We start from the raw sequence: 22,802 nt of genomic DNA on the forward strand, positions 1-22,802 counted from the left end.
GCCAGTGACCTGAGTCACAGGCATAACCCAGGAATCACTCGTGCGTCACCTGACGTGTTCAGCCTTTGGAGCAGATATGAGCCAGACCACCTATCTCAGCAGCGAGGGGCATGACCTGACTCGTGAAGAGAAGAAGGTCCTTGCGGGAACCCTCGTCGGCACCACCATCGAGTGGTACGACTTCTTCATCTATGCGCAGGCCGCTGGCTTCGTGCTGGCGGTGCTGTACTTCGAGCCGCTCGGCGAGGACAACGCCGCGCTGGCGCAGATCGTCGCCTGGGCCTCGGTCGGCATCTCCTTCCTCTTCCGCCCGCTCGGCGCGATCCTTGCCGGCATGGTCGGTGATCGGTACGGCCGCAAGGTGGTCCTGGTCATCACGTTGATGGGCATGGGTGGAGCCACCGTGCTCATCGGCCTGCTGCCCACCTATGCGAGCTGGGGCATCCTGGCGCCGGTCCTGCTCATCGTGCTTCGCGTGCTGCAGGGCCTCTCGGCCGGCGGCGAATGGGGCGGCGCGGCACTGCTCGCCGTCGAACACGCCCCCCGGCACAAGCGCGGACTCTTCGGCGCATACCCGCAGATCGGCGTCCCGCTGGGCATGCTGCTGGCCACCGGATTCATGTTCGCGCTCAACGCCATGACCACCGAGGAGCAGTTCCTCGAGTGGGGCTGGCGCGTGCCGTTCCTCTTCTCCTTCGTGCTGATCATCGTGGGCTTCCTCATCCGGCTGAAGGTCGACGAGTCCCCGGTCTTCCTTGAGATGAAGGAGCGCAAGAAGGAATCCTCGGCCCCGCTCAAGGAGCTGGTGACCACGCACAAGAAGTACACCTTCCTTGCCGCGCTGATCTTCGCCGCGAACAACGCCGCGGGCTATCTGGTGATCGCCTTCTTCGCCGCGTACGGCGTGAACACGCTGGGCATGGATCGCAACGACACCCTGATCGCCTCGCTGATCGGCGGCGTCGGCTGGTTCATCTTCACGCTCTTCGGCGGTTGGATCTCCGACCGCATCGGACGCGTCAAGACCTTCCAGATCGGCTACGGCATCATCATCGTCTGGGCGATCCCGATGTGGTTCCTGCTCGACACCGCATCGCTGCCGCTCTTCGCCCTGGCGATCTTCATCCTGACCATCGGTCTCGGCCCGTCCTACGGCCCGCAGTCGGCGCTCTACGCCGAGATGTTCCCGGTCAACATCCGCTTCTCCGGGGTGTCGATCGGCTACGCCCTGGGCTCGATCATCGGCGGCGCCTTCGCGGCCACCATCGCGCAGACGATCCTGAACACCACCGGACAGTCCTGGCTGATCGGCCTCTACATCGCGATCCTGGCGATCATCTCCTTCATCGCCGTCTCGATGGTTCCGAAGAAGCTCCAGGGGATCAATCTCAACGACGACAGCGAGCGCGAGGAATTCTCGGTCATGCCGGGATCGCGCTGACCTGCTGACTTATCAACCTGGAGCGGATAATCTCTGTTCCACACCGCGGAGACGCGGTGATCACTCGCAGCACCAGCAGCACCAGCAGCACCTGAATCACGCACAGCATCACACCGGTGAACCCCACCGGTGAATGACGCACCAAGATGAGGAGCAACTATGCGATCACGCAGCACAACCATGAGGCTCTCCGCGGCGGTTGCCGCCACGGCACTGATGCTCACCGCCTGCGGCGGGGACACCGAGGGCGAAGACACCGAGGGCGAGGCCGGCGAAGAAGCCGGCAGCTACTCGATCGGCATCACCCAGATCGTCGCCCACCCGTCCCTCGACGAGGCGCGCGACGGCTTCAAGGCGGCCTTCGAGGACGCCGGCGCCGAGGTGGAATGGGATGAGCAGAACGCCCAGGGCGAGCAGGCCACCGCCAGCAACATCGCCGGCACCTTCGCCACTTCGGACATGGACCTGATCCATGCGATCGCCACCCCGACCTCTCAGGCCGCGGCCCAGGCGATCACCGACAAGCCGATCGTGTTCTCCGCGGTCACCGACCCCGAAGAAGCCGGCCTGGTGGATTCCTGGGAAGAGCCCGGCGGCAACATCACCGGCGCCTCAGACCTGAACCCGGTGATGGAGCAGTTCGAGCTGCTCCAGGAGATCGCACCCGACGTCGAGACCGTGGGGATCGTCTACTCCTCCGGCGAGACGAACTCCGCCGTGCAGGTGGAGCTCGCCCAGGAGGCCGCCGACGAGCTCGGCCTGGAGATCCAGGAGGCGACCGTCTCGAACTCCTCCGAGGTCCAGCAGGGTGTGGAGTCGCTCAACGTCGACGCGATCTGGGTCCCGACCGACAACGCTGTCGTCTCGGCGCTGGAGTCCGTGCTGCAGTACGGACAGCAGAACAGCATCCCGGTGATCGCCTCCGAGGGTGACTCGGTCATCCGCGGCTCGGTGGCCACCTACGGCATCAACTACGCCGCCCTCGGCCGCCAGGCCGGCGAGATGGCGCTGCGGATCCTCGAAGACGGTGAGGACCCGGCAACCATGGCGGTGGAGACTCAGGAGACTCTGGAGCTCATCGTCAACCCTGAGGCAGCCGAGGCCATGGGCGTCGAGCTGGACCAGGAGCTGCTTGACCGCGCCGACGTCGTCGTCGGCGAGGACGTCGAAGCCGAGGACCCCGCTGAGGCCGACGAGGCCGAGGGTGACGAGGACGCAGAAGACGAGGACACAGAAGAGGAAGAGGACGAGTAGACCCGCACGGGTGACTCGACTCGACCCCCTACGGCCGCCTCAGGCGGCTATGACTGACAGATGACCACCAGGCCGGGCGCCGGAACAGCCGCACCAGGCTGCACCGGCGCCCGTCGCCTGAGTGGACGTGGACCCGCCGACGGCCGTTGATCCGGCTGCGACGACAAATGAGGACACATGATCACAGCATTCGAGCTCGGGCTGATCTACGCGATCATGGCCCTGGGCGTGTACCTGACCTTCAGGATTCTTAACTTCCCCGACCTGACCGTCGACGGGTCCTTCACCTCCGGTGCGGCGACGGCGGCGATCCTGATCACCAACGAGGTGGACCCGTTCCTGGCCACCGCCGCGGCCTTCGTGGTCGGCAGCCTCGCCGGGATGATCACCGGCCTGCTGCACACCAAGGGCAACATCAACGGGCTGCTGGCAGGCATCCTCACGATGATCGGGCTGTACTCGATCAACCTGCGCATCATGGACGGGGCGAACGTGCCCCTGCTGGGCCAGGACACCGTCATCTCCATGATGCGCGGATTCACCGGCGTGGGCTGGACCTCGGTGGCCGTGCTCGCCGCCGTCGCGCTGATCTTCAAGCTGATCATGGACTGGTACCTGCAGACGGACAACGGGCTGGCCCTGCGCGCCACCGGTGACAACGAGCAGATGATCAGCTCCTTCGCGGTCAGCACCGACCGGCAGAAGATCATCGGACTCATGCTCTCCAACGGGCTGGTCGGCATCGCCGGCGCCGTCGTCGCCCAGCACCAGGGATTCGCCGACATCGGCATGGGCATCGGTCTGATCCTGGTCGGACTGGCCTCGGTGATCGTCGGCCAGGCCATCTTCGGCAGCCGCAGCGTCATCCAGGCCACCCTCGCCGTGATCCTCGGCGCCGTGGTCTACCGCCTGGCGATCCAGCTCGCGCTCAACGTCGGACTCAACCCCAACGACATGAAGCTGATGTCCGCGGTGCTCGTCGTCGCGGCCCTGCTGCTGCCCCAGTGGAAGGGCTTCTCGAAGCTGAGCCTGCGCCGCAAGGGCCCCTCGCCGCTGGCCGACGCCGCCGCCCCGCTGACCACCTCAGATGCGCACCTGTCCAAGACTTCGGCAGAGAAGGGAGCCTGACATGTTGAACATCGCCTCAGTCTCCAAGACGTTCTTCCCCAACACCGTCAACGAGCGCCGCGCGCTGGTGGACGTGAACCTGGAGCTCAAGGAGGGTGACTTCGTCACCGTCATCGGCTCCAACGGCGCGGGCAAGTCCACCCTGCTCAACACCGTGGCCGGACGCATCCACCAGGACACCGGCGTGGTCTCCCTCGACGGCACCGACGTCAGCAGGCTCAAGGAGCACCAGCGGGCCGCGCAGGTCGGCCGGGTCTTCCAGGACCCGATGGCAGGCACCGCCCCTAACCTCAGCATCGAGGAGAACCTCTCCCTGGCGGACCGCCGCGGGCGTCCGCGCGGGCTCTCCCGCGGGGTGACCAAGTCGAAGCGCGATCGCTTCGCCGAGGCGCTGAAGCAGCTCGAGCTGGGCCTGGAAGGACGGCTGAAGACCAAGGTCGGGCTGCTCTCCGGCGGACAGCGCCAGGCGCTGAGCCTGCTCATGGCCACGTACTCCGACCCTCGCGTGCTGCTGCTCGATGAGCACACCGCGGCCCTGGACCCGCAGCGCGCGGAGCTCGTCACCCGGCTGACCAGGAGTGTGGTGGAGGACAAAGGTCTGACCACGCTGATGGTCACGCACAACATGGTGCAGGCGCTCGAGGTCGGCAACCGGCTGATCATGATGCACGAAGGCCGGATCATCCTCGACGTCGGCGCCGAGCAGAAGGCCCAGATGACCCCGCAGGACCTCCTCGCCGAGTTCGGCAAGCTCAAGGGTGCTGTGGTCGACGACAAGACGCTGCTGCAGTAGGGCGGCGCGCACACCGGATCGACCAGGCGCACACTGGGTCGACCAGGGACTGACACTGGGCTGAGGCCGGGCAGATGATGCTCAGCCTCAGCCCGGTGCTCGTTCCGGGCCCCTTCTTGGGATCAGCCGGCGCTCACTCGGCCCAGGGCGAGCTGCGGATGACCTCGACGAAGTCCCCGCGCTCGAAGCCGGGCATGAAATGGGCGAGCACATCGGCCTTCACGTTGCCGAAGGTGGTCTCCGGGCGGTCCTTGAGCCCCTCGGTGAACGCCGCGAGGATCTGATTCTTGAAGTCCGGCCGGGGATGGGCCTCGACGACGGCGGCCCGCTGCTCATCGGTGATCGCGTCATAGCCCAGGCCCAGCACGTCGAGCTCGACCCCACGGGTCACCAGCGCGACCTCCGGATCCATGTGAAGCGGGATCTCCGGGGTGGTGTGCAGCGCGATGCCGTTCCACACCTTCTGCGCGTCCTCCGCGGCGATGCCATGGCTGAGCAGGAAGCGGCGGGCCTCATCGGCGGCGTCGATCTCGAATCGCTGGTCGGTCCGCCGGTAGGTCTCGGTGAGCCCCAGATCGTGGAACATCGCGCCGATGTAGAGCAGCTCCGGGTCTGCGCTGGTGCCCAGCTCCTCGCCGCGCAGCGACCCGAAGAGGTAGACCCGGCGAGAGTGGTGGAAGACCAGCGGGGCGGCCACGTCGCGGACCAGCTCGGTCGCCTCGCGCGCCATCGTGGAGTCGGGAATGGTGATGCCTGCAATGATTTCGCTCATGTTCCCCATTGTGGACCAGGGTGGGGGTCGGCCGGGGATCATGCTGTGATTGACCACACAGTGCACTCATGGAAGAGTGACAGGTGAACGATCGGTCAGTTATTCCTGTGAAAGGCGCATGACGTGGCGATCAGCCCTGTATATCTTGTCTCCGGCACCCGCACTCCCGTCGGCCGCTACGGCGGCGCTCTGTCCTCGGTACGTCCCGATGACCTCGCCGCCCTGGTGGTGCGCCAGGTGGTCGAGGAATCCGGCATCGACCCGGCCCACGTCGACGAGGTCATCCTCGGCAACGCCAACGGCGCCGGGGAGGAGAACCGCAACGTCGCGCGGATGGCGTGGCTGCTCGCCGGCTTCCCGGACAGCGTTCCGGGCATCACCGTGAACCGGCTCTGCGCCTCCGGGATGAGCGCGATCTCCCAGGCCCAGCACATGATCGCCGCCGGAGCCGCCGACATCGTCGTCGCCGGGGGAGTCGAATCCATGTCCCGCGCCCCCTGGGTGATGGCCAAGCCCACCACCGCCTTCGGCAAGCCCGGAGAGGTGGTCGACACCTCCATCGGCTGGCGGTTCCCCAACCCCAAGTTCCAGGCCATCGAGAAGCGCACCTTCTCCATGCCCGAGACCGCCGAGGAGGTCGCCCGGGTCGAAGGCGTCACCCGTGAAGACGCCGACGCCTTCGCCGTCGAGTCCCAGCGCCGCGCGCTCGCCGCGATCGACGCCGGCCGGCTGGCCCGGGAGATCACCCCGGTCGAGGTCCCCGGACGCAAGGGTGCGATCACCGTGGTGGACACCGACGAGGGCCCCCGACGCGGGATCACCGCCGAGACCCTCGCCGGGCTTCGCCCCGTGGTCGCCGGCGGCTCCGTGGTCACCGCGGGCAACGCCTCCTCGCTCAACGACGGCGCCTCCGCGGTGATCGTCGCCTCCGAGGCCGCCGTGCAGAAGTACGGGCTGACCCCGCGGGCGCGCATCGCCGGCGGTGCCAGCGCAGGACTCGCGCCGGAGATCATGGGCATGGGCCCGGTCCCGGCCACGGCTAAGGCGCTGGACCGCGCCGGCTGGGGGATCGCGGACCTCGGCGCCGTGGAGCTCAACGAGGCCTTCGCCACCCAGTCCCTTGCCAGCATGCGCCGGCTCGGCCTGGACCCCGGAATGGTCAACGCCGACGGCGGAGCGATCGCGCTGGGCCACCCGCTGGGCTCCTCCGGCTGCCGGATCGTGCTGACCCTGGCCCGGCGGATGGAGGACGAAGGCGTGGCCCGCGGGCTCGCCACCATGTGCGTGGGCGTCGGCCAGGGCGCCGCGCTGCTGCTGGAGAAGGCCTGAGCCCATGAGCGCACCAGATCCCACGCTGCTCGACGCAGCGGACTTCAGCACGCTGACGATCACCGAGTCCGCGGACCGGCTGCACGCCCAGCTGGACCGCCCCGAGGTCCGCAACGCCATCGACGCCACCATGATCACCGAGCTGCACGCGGTCTGCGCACACCTGGAGCACCACCCGAAGGTGCTGATCCTCTCCGGCACCGAGTCCGGCGGCAAAGGCATCTTCGCCTCCGGGGCTGACATCGGACAGCTCAGAGACCGACGACGCGCGGACGCGCTGCGCGGAGTCAACTCCACCGCCTTCGAACGCCTGGCCAAGCTGCCCATGCCGGTGATCGCCGCACTGGACGGCTACGCCCTCGGCGGTGGCGCGGAACTGGCCTGGGCCGCCGACTTTCGGCTCGGCACCCCTGCGGTGAAGATCGGCCAGCCCGAGACCGGGCTGGGCATCATCCCGGCCGCCGGGGCGCTCTGGCGGCTGCGTGAGCTCACCGGTGAGGGCGTCGCCAAGGAGATCCTGCTCGCCGGGCGCATCCTCGACGCCCAAGAGTCCCTGGACCACGGGCTGCTCAACGCGGTGCACCCCGCCGCAGAGCTGCTCGACGCCGCCCACGCCCTGGCGGACCGGATCGGCAGACAGGACCCGCTTGCGGTGCGAATCAGCAAGCAGGTCTTCTCCATGCCGCGCGAGGCCCACCCGCAGGTCGACAACCTCGCCCAGGCGATCCTGTTCGAGTCCGAGGCCAAGTTCGAACGCATGCAGGCCTTCCTGGACCGCCGCGAGGCCAAGACCGCGGCGAAGGACGCAGAGAAGACCGCGGCGAAGGCCGATCCCAAGCCAGCACAGACATCAGGAGACCACGGATGAGCACCTCGACCGCAGCGACACAGCCTTTCCCCGCCACCGTCGGAGTGCTCGGCGGAGGCCGGATGGGGGCTGGGATCGCCCATGCGTTCCTCATCGCCGGAGCCGAAGAGGTCGTCGTCGTCGATGTCTCAGAGGCAGCGGCCCAGACCGCCGCCGCGCGGATCACCAAGGATCTCCAGGCCTCGCTGAGCCGGGGGAAGATCGACGGCGAGCTTGCGAGCTGGGCAGACCGGCTCACCGCCACCGCCGATGTCACCGCGTTCACCCGCTGCGGCCTGGTGGTCGAAGCGGTGCCCGAGGATATGGCGCTCAAGGTCGATTCGCTGCGCCGGGCCGAGGCGCAGCTGACCCCGGAGGCCTGGCTGGCCACGAACACCTCCTCGCTGTCCATCACCGCGCTGGCGGAGCACCTGCAGCGGCCCGAGAGGTTCTGCGGGCTGCACTTCTTCAATCCGGTGCCGGCCTCGAAGCTGGTGGAGGTGGTGCTCGCCGAGCGCACCGGCGAAGAGCTCGCCGCGCTCAGCCCGCGATGGGTCGAGGCCCTGGGCAAGACGCCCGTGGTGGTCAAGGACGCACCCGGCTTCGCCTCCTCCCGGCTGGGAGTGGCGATCGGGCTCGAAGCCATCCGGATGGTCGAAGAAGGCGTGGCCGCTCCGGCCGACATCGACAACGCGATGGTGCTCGGCTACAAGTTCCCGATCGGGCCGCTGGCGCTGACCGACATCGTCGGCCTCGACGTGCGGCTGGGGATCGCTGAATACCTGGAGTCCCAGCTGGGCGAGCGTTTCGCTCCGCCGCAGCTGATGCGCGAGATGGTGGCCCGAGGCGAGCTGGGACAGAAGTCCGGCAAGGGCTTCTACGACTATCCCGAGGCCTGATCCTCAGGTCCTGACCCTGCAGGTCCAGATCGCGAGCGGCGGGATCAGCGCGACGCATCCTGGACCAGCCATCGCGCCGTGGCCTCATCGAGGATGAGATCAGTGGGCAGCCCGGCAGCCAGGGCCCCGCGCAGGCCGCTGATCTTCGCCTCACCCGAGACGATGCAGATCCGCCGCGGCACCTGTCGCAGCAGCTCCAGGTCCGGTCCCGTGCTGCGCTGATTGATCAGCAGGTCACGGTGGCTGCCGTCGGCGCGGAAGAACATCGTCGCCACGTCTCCGACCACCCGCTCCGCGTCCAGCGCGCGCAGGTCCGCCTCATCGAGGTACCCGCCCGAGTACACGTGGCTGGGGATCCCGGAGTTGGTCGAGCCGACCCCGAAGATCGCCATGGTCATGCGTCGCTGGAGCTCGAGGATCCTCAACACGCTGCGTTCGGCCCACATCGCGGTCTTGGTGTCGGCGTGATCGAAGAAGGCCGGGACCGGAAACTGCTCGACGCGGGCGCCGTAGGCGTGACCGAATCGGCGCAGGATCTCACTGGCATAGGCGATCCCCGTGGTCTGGGTGTTCCCGGCCCCGTTGAGCTGCACGATCGTGCTGTCGTGGGTGATCCTCCGGCTCAGGTGCTGGCTCACGGCGCTGAGCGTGGAGCCCCAGGCCACGCCGATGATCGCATTGGAATCGACCAGGGGGCCTATGGTCCGGGCCGCCTGGATCGCCACCCGGTCCAGCGACTCTGAATCACTGACCAGATCCGAGACCGGCACGACATGGGCGTCCACTCCGAAGCGTCGCCGGATCTCGTTCTCCAGAGACGGTGCCCGGTGCGCCGGATTATTGACCTGAATCTCGACCAGACCGGTGTCACGCGCCATCGAGAGCAGGCGGGAGACCGTGGACCGCGAGGTCATGAGCTCCCGTGCGATGGCGTTCATCGTCAGGTCCTGGAGGTAGTACATCTGCGCCGCGCGCAGGGCATCGCCGCTCCTGGATCGTGCGGACTCCGCGGTGGATGAACGTGCAGCGGGCTGAGATCTGTCGTCCCCTGGCGATGTGTTGATGATCAATCCTTCCCTAGATTCTGCACGTCTGTGCACCACCATTGACTATTTGTCCCGAAGTTTCAAGAGTGTACCTATACGCACGGATGACCCCGATGTAGCACCTGACACCCTGAGGAGAATGTGATGGCCGACACAATGATGACCAATGGCGACACCCGGATCCCCGCTGAGAGAGCAGAGGTTCGGCAGCTCCGAGAGACCCCGCGGGCTTCGGTGTTGATCATCGGCGGCGGAATCAACGGTGTCGGCACCTTCCGAGATCTGGCGCTGCAGGGCGTGGACGTGGCGCTCGTGGAGCGCGGCGACTATTGCCAAGGAGCATCCGGGGCGTCCTCGCACATGATCCACGGTGGGATCCGCTACCTGGAGAACGGCGAGTTCAGACTGGTTCGCGAATCGGTGGTCGAGCGCAATGGCCTGCTGAAGACCGCCCCGCACTACGTGAAGCCGCTTCAGACCACGATCCCCATCTTCAGCACCTTTTCCGGGGTCCTCGCCGCCCCGCTGCGGTTCATCACGCACCGCCAGCACGGGCAGCCTCGCGAACGGGGAGCATTCCTGATCAAGGCGGGCCTGACCATGTATGACTGGTTCTCCCGCGCAGGCGGCGCGGTCCCGCGGCACCGTTTCGCCGGTCGCCGCGCATCCCTCGCGCAGCTCCCGGATCTGCGTCCCGACGTGCGCTACACGGCCACCTACTTCGACGCCTCGGTGCACAACCCGGAGCGGATGACCCTGGATGTGCTGCGTGACGGTCTCAACGCCAACCCGGAGGTCCGGGCCACGAACTACGTCAGCGCGGTGAGCCGCAGCGGGGAGTCCGTGATGCTCCGCGACGAGCTCACCGGAGCTGAGTTCCCGTTCACCGCCGACGTGATCGTCAACGCCACCGGGGCCTGGGTCGATGGGACCAACGAGTCCCTCGGTGAGCCCAGCGCCTTCATGGGCGGCACCAAGGGCTCCCACATCGTGCTCGATCACCCCGAGCTGCTGGCCGCCTGTGCGGGTCGCGAGATGTTCTTCGAGAACACCGACGGTCGCATCGTGCTGATCTACCCCATCGAGGACCGAGTGCTGGTGGGCACCACTGACATCGACGTCGACGTGAACGAACCCGCCGTGTGCACCCCCGAGGAGGTCGACTACTTCATCGACCTGGTCGGACAGGTGTTCCCCCGGATCGCAGTGGAGCCCGGGCACGTGGTCTACAGCTTCTCCGGCGTCAGGCCGCTGCCCCGCCACGACGCGACCCAGCCGGGCTTCGTCTCGCGGGACTACCGCATCGAGAAGCGCGAGGACCGGATCGCTGGACAGTCTGTGACCACGCTCAGCCTGGTCGGCGGGAAATGGACCACCTTCCGGGCGCTCTCCGAGCACCTGACCGATGATGTGCTCGAAGTCCTGGGCAAGCCCCGCACGGTCAGCACCGCCGGGCTCGCCATCGGCGGCGGCGCCGACTTCCCGAAGACACCCTCCGCAGAGAAGGCCTGGATCATGGCCCACGCCCGAGACGGCCTCTCCGCCGAGCGGGTGGAAGTGCTGCTGACCCGGTACGGGACCCGTGCCGCGGAGGTCATCGATCACCTCCGTGCCGGCGCGGACAAGGACCTCGACTCGACGCCTGAGCTGAGCCAGCGCGAGCTGGCCTACATGGTGGAGCACGAGCAGATCGGCCACCTGATCGACGTCCTGATCCGCCGCACCTCCCTGGCCTTCCGCGGGCTCGTCACCGCCGAGCTGCTCAGCGAGCTGGGTGAGAGCCTCGCTCCGCTGCTGGGCTGGGACGCAGAGACCATCGCCTCCGAGATCAAGGACGCACAACGAGTGCTGCGTGAATGGCACACCGTTGAGCTCAAGGATCTGGTGGCCTGACTCCGGCGGGCAGCAGCCCGACGGGAACCCCCTGAAAAATGAATAACGAAAGGAGCCAAAGATGTCTCTAGAAGCTTTCGTCGCCGAGACATTCGGCACCATGCTGCTGCTGCTGCTCGGTTGTGGCGTGGTCGCCAACGCCGTCCTGCGAGGCACCAAGGGCAACAACGGCGGATTTCTGATGATCAACTTCGGCTGGGGGCTCGGCGTCTTCGCCGGCGTCTACGTCGCGGCGCTCTCCGGAGCGCATCTGAACCCCGCCGTCACGGTCGGTCTGCTGGTCAACGGCGACATCGAGACGCTGGGCCCCGACATCGAGAAGTCGGCTCTCAACGTGGTGCTCTACTTCGCGGCGCAGCTGCTGGGCGCCATGATCGGAGCCTTCCTGTGCTACCTCTCTTATAAGAAGCACTTCGACGCGGAGCCTGACCCAGGGGCCAAGCTGGCCGTCTTCGCCACCGGCCCAGCCATCAGGTCCTCCCCCTGGAACCTCATGACTGAGATCATCGGCACCTTCGTGCTGGTGTTCGTCATCATCGCCTTCGCGGGTACACCTTCGGGTCTCGGACCCCTCGCGGTGGCACTGCTGGTGGTCGGCATCGGCGCCTCCCTCGGTGGGCCCACGGGCTACGCCATCAACCCGACTCGTGACCTTGGGCCCAGAATCGTCCATGCGCTGCTGCCCATCAAGGGCAAGGGCGGAAGCGACTGGTCCTACGCCTGGGTTCCGATTCTCGGCCCCCTGATCGGCGGTGCTCTGGGCGGTCTGCTGGCCATGATGGTCACCCTTCCCGTCGTGAACGGATAGCGCAGAAGCATCGCGGGCGGCTCGGCTGCTGCCCGTAATCGGAACTTTCACCGACTGCACACTCAACGAGGAGAACAACATGTCGAAGTACGTCATCGCGATCGACCAGGGCACCACCTCGAGTCGAGCCATCATCTTTGACCACAGCGGGAACATCGTGTCCTCGGGTCAGAAGGAGCACGAGCAGATCTTCCCCAAGGCGGGCTGGGTCGAGCACGACCCGATGGAGATCTGGAACAACACCAGGGAAGTCATCGGCAACGCACTCTCGAAGGTGAACCTGACCCGGCACGACATCGCCGCGGTGGGCATCACCAACCAGCGTGAGACCACGGTGGTGTGGGACAAGCACACCGGAGAGCCCGTCTACAACGCGATCGTCTGGCAGGACACTCGCACCCAGTCGATCGTGGACGAGCTCGCCGCCGACGGCGGGGTGGAGCGCTTCAAGACGAAGGTCGGTCTGCCGCTGGCGACCTACTTCTCCGGCACCAAGGTGAAGTGGATCCTGGACAACGTGGAAGGTGCCCGCGCCAGGGCCGAGGCCGGGGACCTCTACTTCGGGAACACCGACTCCTGGATCACCTGGCACCTCACCGGCGGCACCGAGGGCGGCGTGCACATCACCGATGTCACCAACGCCTCACGGACCATGTTCATGGACCTCGAGACCCTCTCATGGGATGACGAGCTCCTGAAGGCCTTCGGGGTGCCCCGCTCGATGCTGCCGGAGATCAAGTCCTCCTCGGAGGTCTACGGCACGGTCCACACCGCTCAGCTGCTGCGCGAGACGCCGGTGGCCGGGATCCTCGGTGACCAGCAGGCCGCGACGTTCGGTCAGGCCGCGTTCGAGAAGGGCGGGGCGAAGAACACCTATGGCACCGGCAACTTCCTGATCGTCAACACCGGTGAGGAGATCGTCCACTCGAAGAACGGGCTGCTCACCACCGTCTGCTACAAGCTGGGCGACGCCAAGCCGGTCTACGCCCTGGAGGGCGCGATCGCCGTGACCGGATCGCTGATCCAGTGGCTGCGCGACAACCTGGGGTTCATCAAGACGGCACCCGAGGTGGAGGAGCTGGCCAAGTCGGTGGAGGACAACGGCGGGGTCTACGTGGTGCCCGCCTTCTCCGGGCTGTTCGCTCCCTACTGGCGGGGCGAGGCGCGCGGGGTCATCGTGGGTCTCACCCGCTTCGTGAACAAGGGCCACATCGCCCGGGCCGCGCTGGAGGCCACGGCCTTCCAGACCCGCGAGGTGCTCGACGCGGCCAACGCCGACGCGGGGGTCGACATGGCGGACCTGCGGGTCGACGGCGGGATGGTGGCCAACGATGCGCTGATGCAGTTCCAGGCCGACATCCTTGGGATCCCGGTGATCCGGCCGAAGGTGGTCGAGACCACGGCGCTTGGTGCGGCCTATGCGGCGGGCCTGGCGGTGGGCTTCTGGAGCGACACCGATGAGCTGGCGACCAACTGGGCGGAGGACAAGCGCTGGCTGCCGTCGATGGACGACGCCGAGCGTGATCGCCAGATGCGTCTCTGGAAGAAGGCCGTGACCCGGACGTTCGACTGGGTGGACGAGGACGTCAAGTAGCACTCAAGCAGCCGACGTCGAGCGGCAGACAGCTGCGCGCAGCTGAACGGGCCCGTGCTGATCCCTTGAGATCGGTGCGGGCCCGTCTGCGTGTCAGGTGCGTCGGGTGAGGGGCGCCGCAGCGAGGGCGACGTGTCAGGGGAGTCTGGACCCTCGACCGGGATGTGGGGTGGCCACCAGCCCGTGACGCCCGCGTCTGCCGCGGTACGTCGCCGTCTCCGGGGGCCTCCAGGCGCCGAGCGCCTCCTCCTCGACGGCGAAGACCTGCACGCCCAGCGGGTGACAGTGCTCGAGCTGCTCTTCGGTGGTCGCCGCATCGGGTCCCCACATGTGCACCGAGAGGTCGCCTCCGGGGCAGGTGGAGAGCGCGCAGAGCAGATCGATCTCGGCGAAGAACTCGAAGTAGTCACCGGGCTGGGTGGGGCAGGCATCCATGAAGTACTCACGCTTCTCATTGAGGCCTGCGAACTGGAACACGTTGAGCACATCGTGGACGTCGTACTCGGTGAGGCCGTGACCGTGGATGGCCCGGGTGAGGTTGGAGTGGCAGTGGTAGTCGAAGTCCTCACCGGTGAGCATCCGATTGACATAGGGGTCACAGCGGGTGCCCAGCAGGTCGTGGATGACCTCGGCGTCGGGGTGCTCGGCCAGGGAGTCCCCGATCACCGTGGCCATCGGGCGCAGGTGGGGGAGTGTGGACCAGAAACGGTCATAGGTGGTCATCGAGGCGCGCTGCAGCTGCCGGGTCCGGGCGGCCCAGAACCGTTCGCGCGGGTTGTGCAGGTTCCACAGGTTCAGGTCACCGACCTGCGGACCCTCGATGGCGCTGATCCGCACGATCGACCCGGCACTGACCTCCCAGGCGTGACCGGAGCGGACTGGGATCTCGAACTCCCGGGTCAGCGTCCGCTCGGCGGAGGCCACGGCGTCATAGAAGCTGCGATCCGGGTCCAGCGGTCCTGAGGGGATCGACTGATACGCGGCGGGCTGATCGTAGGTGCGCGGCCTCGCTGTCCGTGCGCTCGCAGCGTCTGGGACGGTGGGGTCAGCGGTCGCGGGTTCTCCGCTGGTGAGGTCTCCGGTCATGCTGTCTCCTTCTCGCGGGGAAGGGTCCAGTCTAGGGAAGAGGCCGGGGCCGACATCTGTTGTCGGCCCCGGCCCGTTCTGCTCATCCCTCAATGGTGCAGCCTATTGATCCTCAGAGATCCGCCAGCGCGGAGGACGGGTCCTCCAAGCAGGTGGCCACGAAGTTCAGGAACCCGCCGGCGGTGCCGCCGTCGCACACCCGGTGATCGAAGGCGATGGTCAAGGTGGCGACCTTGCGGACTGCGAGCTCCCCGTTCACCGCCCAGGCGCGGTCGAGGATCCGGCCGATGCCGAGGATTCCGACCTCGGGGTGGTTGATGATCGGGGTGGCGCCGTCGGAGCCGAAGACCCCGTAGTTGTTCACCGTGAAGGTGCCTCCGGTGAGCTCCTTGCCCGAGATCTTGCCCTCGCGGGCCTCACCGACCAGCCGTGAGATCTCCCCGTGCAGCGCCCGGGCGGAGAGCCGCTCGGCGTGCCGGATCACCGGAACCACCAGCCCTGCCGGTGTCTGGGCCGCGAAGCCCAGGTTCACGCCGTCGTAGTGCACGATCTCCTGGGCGCCGTCTGCCGTGTCCTCGAGCCTGGTGGCCAGGTCCGGATAGCGGGAGAGCCCGGCCAGCACGAACCGGCTGAGCAGCGCCAGCAGCGACGGCGCGGTGGTGCCGTCCTTGGCGGCCTGCGCCTTGAGTCGGGAGCGCAGCGCGAGGACCTCGGTCATGTCCACGTCCTGCCAGACTGTGGCCTCCGGGATCTCTCGGCGCGAACGGGTCAGAGTGGTGGCCACAGCCTTGCGCATCCCCGACATCGGGACGCGTTCGCGGACCTCGAGGCCACCCGGTGCCGGTGCCGCTGCGGGTGCGCCGGTCTTCGACGAGCCCGCGGAGGGCTGTGTGGGACCGGACGCAGATGCCGAGGCAGGCGCAGAGCTGACCGCCTCGGCGGAGGCAGGGGCTGCCTGGGCGGAGGAGTCGATCGCGGCGAGCACGTCGGCGCGCAGGATCATCCCCTCCGGACCGGTGCCCGTGAGCTCGCCCAGGGTGAGGGCATGCTCGCGAGCCAGTCGGCGCACCAGTGGCGAGGACACCCGAGGGGCCTTCTGCGCTGGAGCTGTGACGGCTGGAGCGTCGCTCGCCGGGGAGGCGGCACCGCCGGCGGCTGCCGGGCGGGAGGCGCCGTTGCGTCGGCGGCGTCGCCCGCTGCTCTTCGAGGTGGAGGTGCCGTAGCCGATCAGGACATTGCCCGATCCTTCATCCTCCGCGGAGTCAGCGGCGGATTCGGGGGCCGTGGCCGCTCCGGTGGCGGGCATCGTGCCGGCGCGCTCCTCCTCGCGGTAGCTCAGTGCTCCCGCGGAGGAGCCGTTGGCGGCGCCGTCTGCTCCGGCGCCGGCGGAGTCATCCGCGGCGGATCCGCTTCCGGCTTCACCCTCGGCACCCACGCTGATCAGCGGTTCGTCCACGATCAGGGTCTCGCCCACGGCGCCGTGGAGCTTGGTGACCACTCCGGCGTAGGGGGTGGGCACCTCGATGGCGGACTTGGCGGTCTCGACCTCGGCGATGGGCTGATCCACCACGATCGTCTCGCCCTCGGCCACCAGCCAGCTCAGCAGCGTGGCCTCGGTCAGTCCTTCGCCCAGGTCGGGCAGGTTGAAAGTGGTCATCTCAGTCCTCCCACTGCAGCTCGTCGAGCGCGTCCAGGATGCGGTCCACGCTGGGCAGGTGGTGCTCCTCTAGCTTCGGCGATGGATATGGAATGTCGAACCCGGTGACCCGCTTGACCGGGGAGGACAGTGAATGGAAGCTGCGCTCCTGGATCCGGGCCACGATCTCGGCGGCCACCGAGACGAAGCCCTGCGCCTCGGCGATCACCACTGCGCGACCGGTCTTGGTCACCGTGGCCTCCAAGGCGGCGTCGTCGAAGGGCACGATGCTGCGCAGGTCCAGGACCTCCGCAGAGATCCCGTCCTCGGCGGCGGCCGCGGCGGCCTTCAGCGCGGTGGACACACTGGGCCCGTAGCTGATCAATGAGACGTCGGTGCCCTCACGGACGACGACGGCGCGGCCTTCAGCCCCGACCCCGGCCGCCGGTGCGGACTCATCGTTCGCAGCGGCCTCGTACTGGGTGCGCAGTGCGCTGAGGTCGACGGCCTCCTTGGTCCAGTAGAGCTTCTTCGGCTCGAAGAAGATCACCGGGTCCGGGGAGTCGATGGCCTCGCGCAGCATCAGGTAGGCGTCGCTGACCGTGGCCGGGGTGTAGATCTTCAGCCCCGGGGTGTGCGCGTAGTAGGCCTCGGAGGAGTCGCAGTGGTGCTCCACGCCGCCGACTCCGCCGCCGTAGGGGATCCGGATGACCATGGGCAGGCGGACCCGCCCGCGGGACCGGTTGGCGGTCTTGGCGATGTGGCTGAAGATCTGCTCCAGCGCCGGGTAGGCGAAGGCGTCGAACTGCATCTCGATCACCGGGCGCATCCCGTTGATCGCCATGCCCATGGCCATGCCGGCGATGCCTGATTCGGCCAGCGGGGTGTCGAAGCAGCGGTTCGCGCCGAAGCGCTGGGTCAGCCCGTCGGTGATCCGGAAGACTCCGCCGAGTGTGCCGACGTCCTCGCCGAAGACGCAGACCGAGCGGTCGCCCTCCATGGCGTCGGACATCGCGGTGTTCAGCGCTGCGGCGAAGGTGGTGGGCTTGGTGGTGGCGCCGGCCGGCGCGGGGGTGGTGGCAGTGGCCATGGGTCAGCCCTCCTGGCTTCGCTCGAGCTCATCGGCCAGCTTGGCGCGCTGTTCGCGCAGCTGGGCGGTCGGGGCGGCATAGACGTGGTCGAAGATCTCCAGCGGGTCCATGTCCGATTCGGTGGTCATGGCCAGACGCAGTGCGGCCGCGACCTCCTCGGCCTTCCCGCTGATCCGGGTCTCGGCGTCGGAGTCGAGGACCCCGCGCTCGGTGAGGAAGGTGCGCATGCGCAGCAGCGGGTCACGCTGCTTCCACTGCTCGACCTCGGCGGACTCGCGGTAGCGGGAGTCGTCGTCGGCGTTGGTGTGGGCCTGCATCCGATAGGTGATGGCTTCGAGCAGCAGCGGCATCGAGTTCTTCCGGGCCAGCTCGACGGCGCGGCGCAGCGTGGCCAGCACGGCCACCATGTCGTTGCCGTCCACCTGCTCCCCGGCCATGCCGTAGCCGATGGCCTTGTGCGCCAGCGAAGGCGCAGCGGTCTGCGCCGAGAGCGGCACCGAGATGGCGTAGCCGTTGTTCTGCACGAAGAACACCACCGGGACCTCGAAGACCGCGGCGAAGTTCAGCGCCTCATGGAAGTCGCCCTCGCTGGTGGCGCCGTCGCCGCACATCGCGAGCACCACGGTGTCCTCGCCGCGCAGCTTCGCCGCGTGGGCCACGCCGACGGCGTGGAGCAGCTGGGTGGTCAGCGGCGTCGACATGGCCGAGATCTTGTAGTCCAGCGGGTCATAGCCGCAGTGCCAGTCGCCGCGGAAGGAGACCATGACCTCCAGCGGGTCCACCCCGCGGGTGATCGTGGCGACGGTGTCGCGGTAGGTGGGGAACATCCAGTCTCCGGTGCCCAGTGCAAGGGCGGCACCGACCTGGCATGCCTCCTGGCCGTGGGAGGAGGGGTAGACCGCGAGCCGGCCCTGGCGGACCAGGGCATAGTTCTGGTCATTGACCCGGCGGCCCACCACCAGCGCCTCATAGGCGGCCAGCAGGGCGTCGTCCTCGGGGATCGGGTATTCGTGCCCGGGGCTGGTGCCCTGGGCCTCCTCGGCGATCAGCTGCCCGTCGGGTCCGAGCATCCGGATCTGCTGGGCGGCCGGGAGCATGTACTGCTCCGGGGTGATCCCGAAGCTGCTGCTCGTCTCCTTGATGTGGGAGCCCTGGATCGGGGTCCCGTCCCGTGTCTCGCTGGTCATCGCGAGTCCTCCTAAAAAGTCTCTCGTGCAGGTGTCGTGCATCACACTCTCGGTACGAGTGTCACCCAGCTCGCCCGCGCGTGACCACTGCGCAGACACATCCAAGACGGCGTCCGCCCGGGGGTCCCCGGGGCTGGACGAACTGCTCGTGTGGGGTGCGCCACGGCTGGTATCGTCCAGAGCTATGGGCGATGAACGAGACGAGGCGGCGAGAGGTCAGATCTCGCTGGACTCCGTGGACCACCGGATCCTGCATGCGCTGAGTCAGGATGCCCGCCAATCGGTGAGCGCCCTGGCCTCCGGGCTGCACCTGTCCCGGGCCAACGCCTATGAGCGGATCTCCCGGCTGCGCGCCGCCGGAGTGCTGCAGGGCTATACCGCGGTGATCGATCCTCGGGCGGCCGGGATGTCCACGGCGGCCTACGTCTTTCTCACCCTGAAGCAGGATGACTGGGAGGTGCTGCGCGGGGCGCTCGCCGATGAGCCCGCGGTGCGGCATCTGGCGCTGGTCGGCGGACAGTACGACGCGGTGCTGCTGGTGCGCACCCGCACCGTGGAGGAGCTGCGCCGCGTGGTCTTCGAGCGGATCCAGTCGCTGGCCTGCGTACAGTCCTCCCAGACCGCCCTGATCTTCGACGACCACACCCAATACGAGCACCCGATGCCAAGGAGACCTTCATGACCTTTCGAGCAGCCCTGATCGAACAGACACTGGAGCGCGGACGCGTTCAGGATCACCAGGCGACCTTGCAGGACCTTCCCGAGGACTACCTCGACGGCGCCGGGGGAGACGCCCCGGTGGACATCGCTGTCCACTACTCCGGGATCAACTACAAGGACGGCCTCGCCCTGGCCGGCAAGCCCGGGGTGGCGCGGACCTCCCCGCTGATCCCGGGCATCGACCTGGTCGGCGAGGTCACCGCCTCCGCCGATCCGCAGTTCAGCCCGGGCGACGTCGTGGTGCTCACCGGCGGCGGGATCGGCGAGGCGGCCCACGGCGGCCTGGCCGAGCGAGCCCGGGTCTCCGCGAAATACCTGGTCAAACTCCCCGCGGGGCTGAGCCCACGGCGGGCCGCGGCGATCGGAACCGCAGGGTTCACCGCGATGCTCGCGGTGCTCGCGCTGGAGCGCGGCGGAGTGCGGCCCGAGTCGGGCGCCGTCGTCGTCAGCGGGGCGGCTGGAGGGGTCGGCTCGGTGGCGATCGCGGTGCTCAACCAGCTCGGCTATAAGGTCACCGCGGTGACCGGCCGGGTCCATGAGCAGGGTGAGTATCTGCGCCACCTCGGCGCCTCCGAGCTGCTGGACCGCCAGGACTTCGCCGAGGCAGGGTCTGCGCTGCAGAAGCGCCGCTGGGCGGGTGGGATCGACTCCGCCGGCTCGGCCACCCTGGCGAACATCCTCTCGCAGACCGACGACGACGGGACCGTCGCCAGCTGCGGGCTGGCCCAGGGCGTCGACCTGCCCACCACCGTGATGCCCTTCATCCTGCGCGGGGTCACCCTCGCCGGGATCAACTCCGTGACCGCGTCGCCTGAGCTGCGTTCACAGGCGTGGGCCCGACTGGCCAGCGACCTGCCCCTGGAGCTGCTCGATGAGATGACCCAGGAGATCCCGCTGGACGGGGTCTTCGAGCAGGCCGAGCAGATCCTCGCCGGCCAGGTCCGCGGCCGCACGGTGGTGAAGGTGAAGGGATGAAGCTGCAGCGGTGAACCTGGGGAGCTGAGTCGGCGAGCTGAGCTGGAGCAGCGGACGTGGCGCGGCGGATTCTGTGCGGGGTGTCACATTCTCGCCTCCCGGGCTAGGATGGGGTCAATTACCGACCGTTCGGTCAGTTCTACCTGTCGTTGAGAGGACCCCATGGCTGCCACTGACACATCTGCGGCTCCCCGTCTCCTGCCCAGCTACATCCAGGACTCCTGGTGGACCCCGGAGGCCCCGAGCAAGGTCAGCGAGATCCTTGACGCCTCCACCTCTGAGCCGGTCTGCCTGGTCTCCACCGAGGGACTGGACACCTCCGCCGCCGTCGCCCACGCCCGCTCGGTCGGCCAGGAGAGCCTGGGGCAGCTGACCATCCACCAGCGCGCACTGCGGCTGAAGCACCTGGCGGCCTACCTCCACGAGCACCGCGAGGAGCTCTACGAGCTCTCCGACCGCACCGGCTCCACCCGGCGTGACCACCTGATCGACGTGGACGGCGGCATCGGCACCATCCGCACCTTCTCCTCGAAGGGTCGGAAGGAGCTGCCCAACGCCAACGTCATCGTCGACGGGCAGGTGGAGCAGCTCTCCCGCGACGGCTCCTTCCTCGGCGAGCACATCTACACCCGGCTCACCGGGGTGGCCGTGCAGATCAACGCCTTCAACTTCCCGGTCTGGGGGATGCTGGAGAAGTTCGCCCCGAGCTTCATCGCCGGGGTGCCCACCATCGTGAAGCCCGCCTCGCAGACCGCCTACGTCACCCAGGCCTGTGTGCGGCTGATGATCGACTCGGGGCTGATCCCCACCGGTGCGCTGCAGCTGATCTCCGGCTCCGCCCGGGACCTGCTGGACCACCTGGATCACCGCGACCACGTGGCCTTCACCGGCTCGGCGAACACCGCGCAGCTGCTGCGCTCCCATGACAACATGGCCAACCAGGGTGTGCGCTTCACCGCGGAGACCGATTCGCTCAACGCCGCCATCCTGGGTCCCGACGCCGGCCCGGACACGGTCGAGTTCGACGCCTTCATCAAGTCGGTGGCCCTGGAGATGACCGCGAAGACCGGCCAGAAGTGCACCGCGATCCGCCGCGTCATCGTGCCCTCGGCCCAGGTGGACCCGGTGGTCGAGGCGCTGCGGAAGCGGCTGGACTCCCGCGTGGTACTGGGAGACCCGCGTGACGCCGACACCACGATGGGCCCGCTGGCCTCCACCGATCAGCGCGACGAGGTCGCCCGTGCGGTGGACACACTGGTCAGCGCCGGCGGCGCAGTGCGGGTGGGGGGCCCGGAGTCCGGCACCGGCTCGGCCGATGCCGCGCTCGGCGCGTACTTCCCGGCCACCGTGCTCTCCTTCGCCGAGGCCCGCACCCCTGAGGTGCACTCGGTGGAGGCCTTCGGTCCGGTCACCTCGGTGCTGGGCTACGCCGACATCGACGACGCCGTGGACCTCGCCGCCCTCGGCGGCGGGTCCCTCGTCGCCACCGTCTGCACCCATGACCCGGAGATCGCCGCCGAGTTCACCCGCGGCATCGCCTCCCACCATGGGCGCGTGCTCTTCCTGGACCGCGACGACGCCAAGACCTCCACCGGTCACGGCTCTCCGCTGCCCCACCTGGTCCACGGCGGCCCCGGACGGGCCGGCGGCGGCGAGGAGCTCGGTGGGATCCGCGCGGTCAAGCACTACATGCAGCGCACCGCCGTCCAGGGCTCCCCCGACCTGCTCACCGGGGTGACCGGGATCTGGCACCGTGGCGCCAAGGCCATCACCGCGACCCCTGAGACGGTGGCCGACGGCACCGCCGTGCACCCGTTCCGCAAATCCCTGACCGAGCTGCGCATCGGGGACCAGTTCGCCTCGGGGCTGCGCACCGTGGCGTTGGAGGACATCACCTCCTTCGCCGAGTCCACTGGAGACACCTTCTACGCCCACACCAACGAGGAGGCGGCGACGGCGAACCCGTTCTTCCCGCGCCGAGTGGCCCACGGGTACCTGCTGGTGGCCTGGGCTGCCGGACTCTTCGTGGAGCCGGCTCCGGGGCCGGTGCTGGCCAACACCGGCCTGGAGAACCTCTCCTTCCAGACCCCGGTGACCTACGACGACTCGATCCGCGTGACGCTGACCGCGAAGCAGATCATCCCGCGCGAGACCGACGACTATGGCGAGGTCCGCTGGGACACCGTGCTGCACAACCAGCACGATGAGATCGTCGCGACCTATGACGTGCTGACCCGGGTGGCGAAGCAGAACAAGCCCGAGTGGGTGTGACGCCGTCGTCGGCTGACGTCAGCTGACGTCGG

The 22,802-nt window shown here is 68.1% G+C and carries 19 protein-coding genes; 13 read left to right on the plus strand and 6 right to left on the minus strand.

Annotation, left to right across the window (positions count from 1 at the left end):
- The first annotated feature begins 76 nt into the window (after positions 1-76).
- From LSI54_RS01015 to LSI54_RS01030, 4 genes are all read left to right on the plus strand, one after another.
- On the plus strand, positions 77-1,441 hold the full coding sequence (locus LSI54_RS01015) for an MFS transporter (RefSeq protein WP_241463754.1): 1,365 nt from the start codon (positions 77-79) through the stop codon (positions 1,439-1,441).
- A gap of 159 nt (positions 1,442-1,600) precedes the next feature.
- Entirely contained in the window at positions 1,601-2,695 is a 1,095-nt protein-coding gene (locus tag LSI54_RS01020; RefSeq protein ID WP_241463756.1) for an ABC transporter substrate-binding protein, read from the plus strand.
- Between the two features lie 177 nt (positions 2,696-2,872).
- Positions 2,873-3,823: an ABC transporter permease gene (locus LSI54_RS01025; RefSeq protein ID WP_241463757.1), complete on the plus strand. Its 951-nt coding sequence runs from the start codon at positions 2,873-2,875 to the stop codon at positions 3,821-3,823.
- A gap of 1 nt (position 3,824) precedes the next feature.
- Positions 3,825-4,616 carry an ABC transporter ATP-binding protein gene (locus LSI54_RS01030; protein ID WP_241463758.1) on the plus strand — a complete coding sequence of 264 codons (792 nt, stop codon included), beginning with the start codon at positions 3,825-3,827 and terminating at the stop codon, positions 4,614-4,616.
- Between the two features lie 133 nt (positions 4,617-4,749).
- On the opposite strand, the gene LSI54_RS01035 is transcribed toward LSI54_RS01030, so the two are convergent.
- A complete protein-coding gene (locus LSI54_RS01035) occupies positions 4,750-5,388 on the minus strand; it encodes an HD domain-containing protein (protein WP_241463759.1) in 639 nt (212 codons plus the stop codon).
- 123 nt (positions 5,389-5,511) lie between these two features.
- Here LSI54_RS01035 and LSI54_RS01040 point away from each other — a divergent pair, with 123 nt between their 5' ends.
- From LSI54_RS01040 to LSI54_RS01050, 3 genes are read left to right on the plus strand one after another with little or no spacing between them, the layout of a single operon-like run.
- Complete coding sequence (locus LSI54_RS01040) at positions 5,512-6,717, plus strand: thiolase family protein (RefSeq protein ID WP_446740404.1); 1,206 nt, start codon at positions 5,512-5,514, stop codon at positions 6,715-6,717.
- Positions 6,718-6,721: 4 nt separating this feature from the next.
- On the plus strand, positions 6,722-7,585 hold the full coding sequence (locus tag LSI54_RS01045) for an enoyl-CoA hydratase/isomerase family protein (protein WP_241463760.1): 864 nt from the start codon (positions 6,722-6,724) through the stop codon (positions 7,583-7,585).
- A complete protein-coding gene (locus LSI54_RS01050) occupies positions 7,582-8,463 on the plus strand; it encodes a 3-hydroxyacyl-CoA dehydrogenase family protein (RefSeq protein WP_241463761.1) in 882 nt (293 codons plus the stop codon). Before LSI54_RS01045 ends, LSI54_RS01050 begins: the two co-directional genes overlap by 4 nt.
- Positions 8,464-8,507: 44 nt before the next feature.
- Here the strand turns inward: LSI54_RS01050 and LSI54_RS01055 are convergent, their stop codons facing one another.
- Positions 8,508-9,425, minus strand: a complete 918-nt coding sequence (locus tag LSI54_RS01055; RefSeq protein ID WP_241464422.1) for a sugar-binding transcriptional regulator — start codon at positions 9,423-9,425, stop codon at positions 8,508-8,510.
- 228 nt (positions 9,426-9,653) lie between these two features.
- On the opposite strand from LSI54_RS01055, the gene LSI54_RS01060 reads away from it, so the two are divergent.
- The 3 genes from LSI54_RS01060 (at position 9,654) to glpK (ending at position 13,804) form a co-directional block, all read left to right on the plus strand.
- Positions 9,654-11,402 (plus strand): glycerol-3-phosphate dehydrogenase/oxidase, encoded by a 1,749-nt coding sequence (locus LSI54_RS01060; RefSeq protein WP_446740405.1) that lies wholly within the window; start codon positions 9,654-9,656, stop codon positions 11,400-11,402.
- Between the two features lie 61 nt (positions 11,403-11,463).
- Positions 11,464-12,210, plus strand: a complete 747-nt coding sequence (locus LSI54_RS01065) for an MIP/aquaporin family protein (protein WP_241463762.1) — start codon at positions 11,464-11,466, stop codon at positions 12,208-12,210.
- 79 nt (positions 12,211-12,289) lie between these two features.
- The gene (glpK, locus tag LSI54_RS01070) at positions 12,290-13,804 is read left to right on the plus strand and encodes a glycerol kinase GlpK (RefSeq protein WP_241463763.1); all 1,515 of its coding nucleotides are present in this window, start codon (positions 12,290-12,292) and stop codon (positions 13,802-13,804) included.
- A 135-nt stretch (positions 13,805-13,939) separates the two neighbouring features.
- On the opposite strand, the gene LSI54_RS01075 is transcribed toward glpK, so the two are convergent.
- The 4 genes from LSI54_RS01075 to pdhA form a co-directional block, all read right to left on the minus strand.
- Positions 13,940-14,890 carry an urea carboxylase-associated family protein gene (locus tag LSI54_RS01075; RefSeq protein WP_241477556.1) on the minus strand — a complete coding sequence of 317 codons (951 nt, stop codon included), beginning with the start codon at positions 14,888-14,890 and terminating at the stop codon, positions 13,940-13,942.
- Positions 14,891-15,002: 112 nt separating this feature from the next.
- On the minus strand, positions 15,003-16,547 hold the full coding sequence (locus tag LSI54_RS01080; RefSeq protein ID WP_241477557.1) for a dihydrolipoamide acetyltransferase family protein: 1,545 nt from the start codon (positions 16,545-16,547) through the stop codon (positions 15,003-15,005).
- A 1-nt stretch (position 16,548) separates the two neighbouring features.
- Entirely contained in the window at positions 16,549-17,616 is a 1,068-nt protein-coding gene (locus LSI54_RS01085; protein ID WP_241463766.1) for an alpha-ketoacid dehydrogenase subunit beta, read from the minus strand.
- A 3-nt stretch (positions 17,617-17,619) separates the two neighbouring features.
- The gene (pdhA, locus tag LSI54_RS01090) at positions 17,620-18,804 is read right to left on the minus strand and encodes a pyruvate dehydrogenase (acetyl-transferring) E1 component subunit alpha (RefSeq protein ID WP_241477558.1); all 1,185 of its coding nucleotides are present in this window, start codon (positions 18,802-18,804) and stop codon (positions 17,620-17,622) included.
- Between the two features lie 184 nt (positions 18,805-18,988).
- On the opposite strand from pdhA, the gene LSI54_RS01095 reads away from it, so the two are divergent.
- The 3 genes from LSI54_RS01095 (at position 18,989) to paaZ (ending at position 22,770) form a co-directional block, all read left to right on the plus strand.
- Positions 18,989-19,486: an Lrp/AsnC family transcriptional regulator gene (locus LSI54_RS01095; RefSeq protein ID WP_241463768.1), complete on the plus strand. Its 498-nt coding sequence runs from the start codon at positions 18,989-18,991 to the stop codon at positions 19,484-19,486.
- Positions 19,483-20,499 carry an MDR family oxidoreductase gene (locus tag LSI54_RS01100; RefSeq protein ID WP_241463769.1) on the plus strand — a complete coding sequence of 339 codons (1,017 nt, stop codon included), beginning with the start codon at positions 19,483-19,485 and terminating at the stop codon, positions 20,497-20,499. Before LSI54_RS01095 ends, LSI54_RS01100 begins: the two co-directional genes overlap by 4 nt.
- Positions 20,500-20,661: 162 nt before the next feature.
- The gene (gene paaZ, locus LSI54_RS01105; protein ID WP_241477559.1) at positions 20,662-22,770 is read left to right on the plus strand and encodes a phenylacetic acid degradation bifunctional protein PaaZ; all 2,109 of its coding nucleotides are present in this window, start codon (positions 20,662-20,664) and stop codon (positions 22,768-22,770) included.
- The last annotated feature ends 32 nt before the right edge of the window (positions 22,771-22,802 follow it).

Source organism: Nesterenkonia sp. AY15, assembly GCF_022565855.1.
Taxonomy (GTDB): Bacteria; Actinomycetota; Actinomycetes; order Actinomycetales; family Micrococcaceae; genus Nesterenkonia.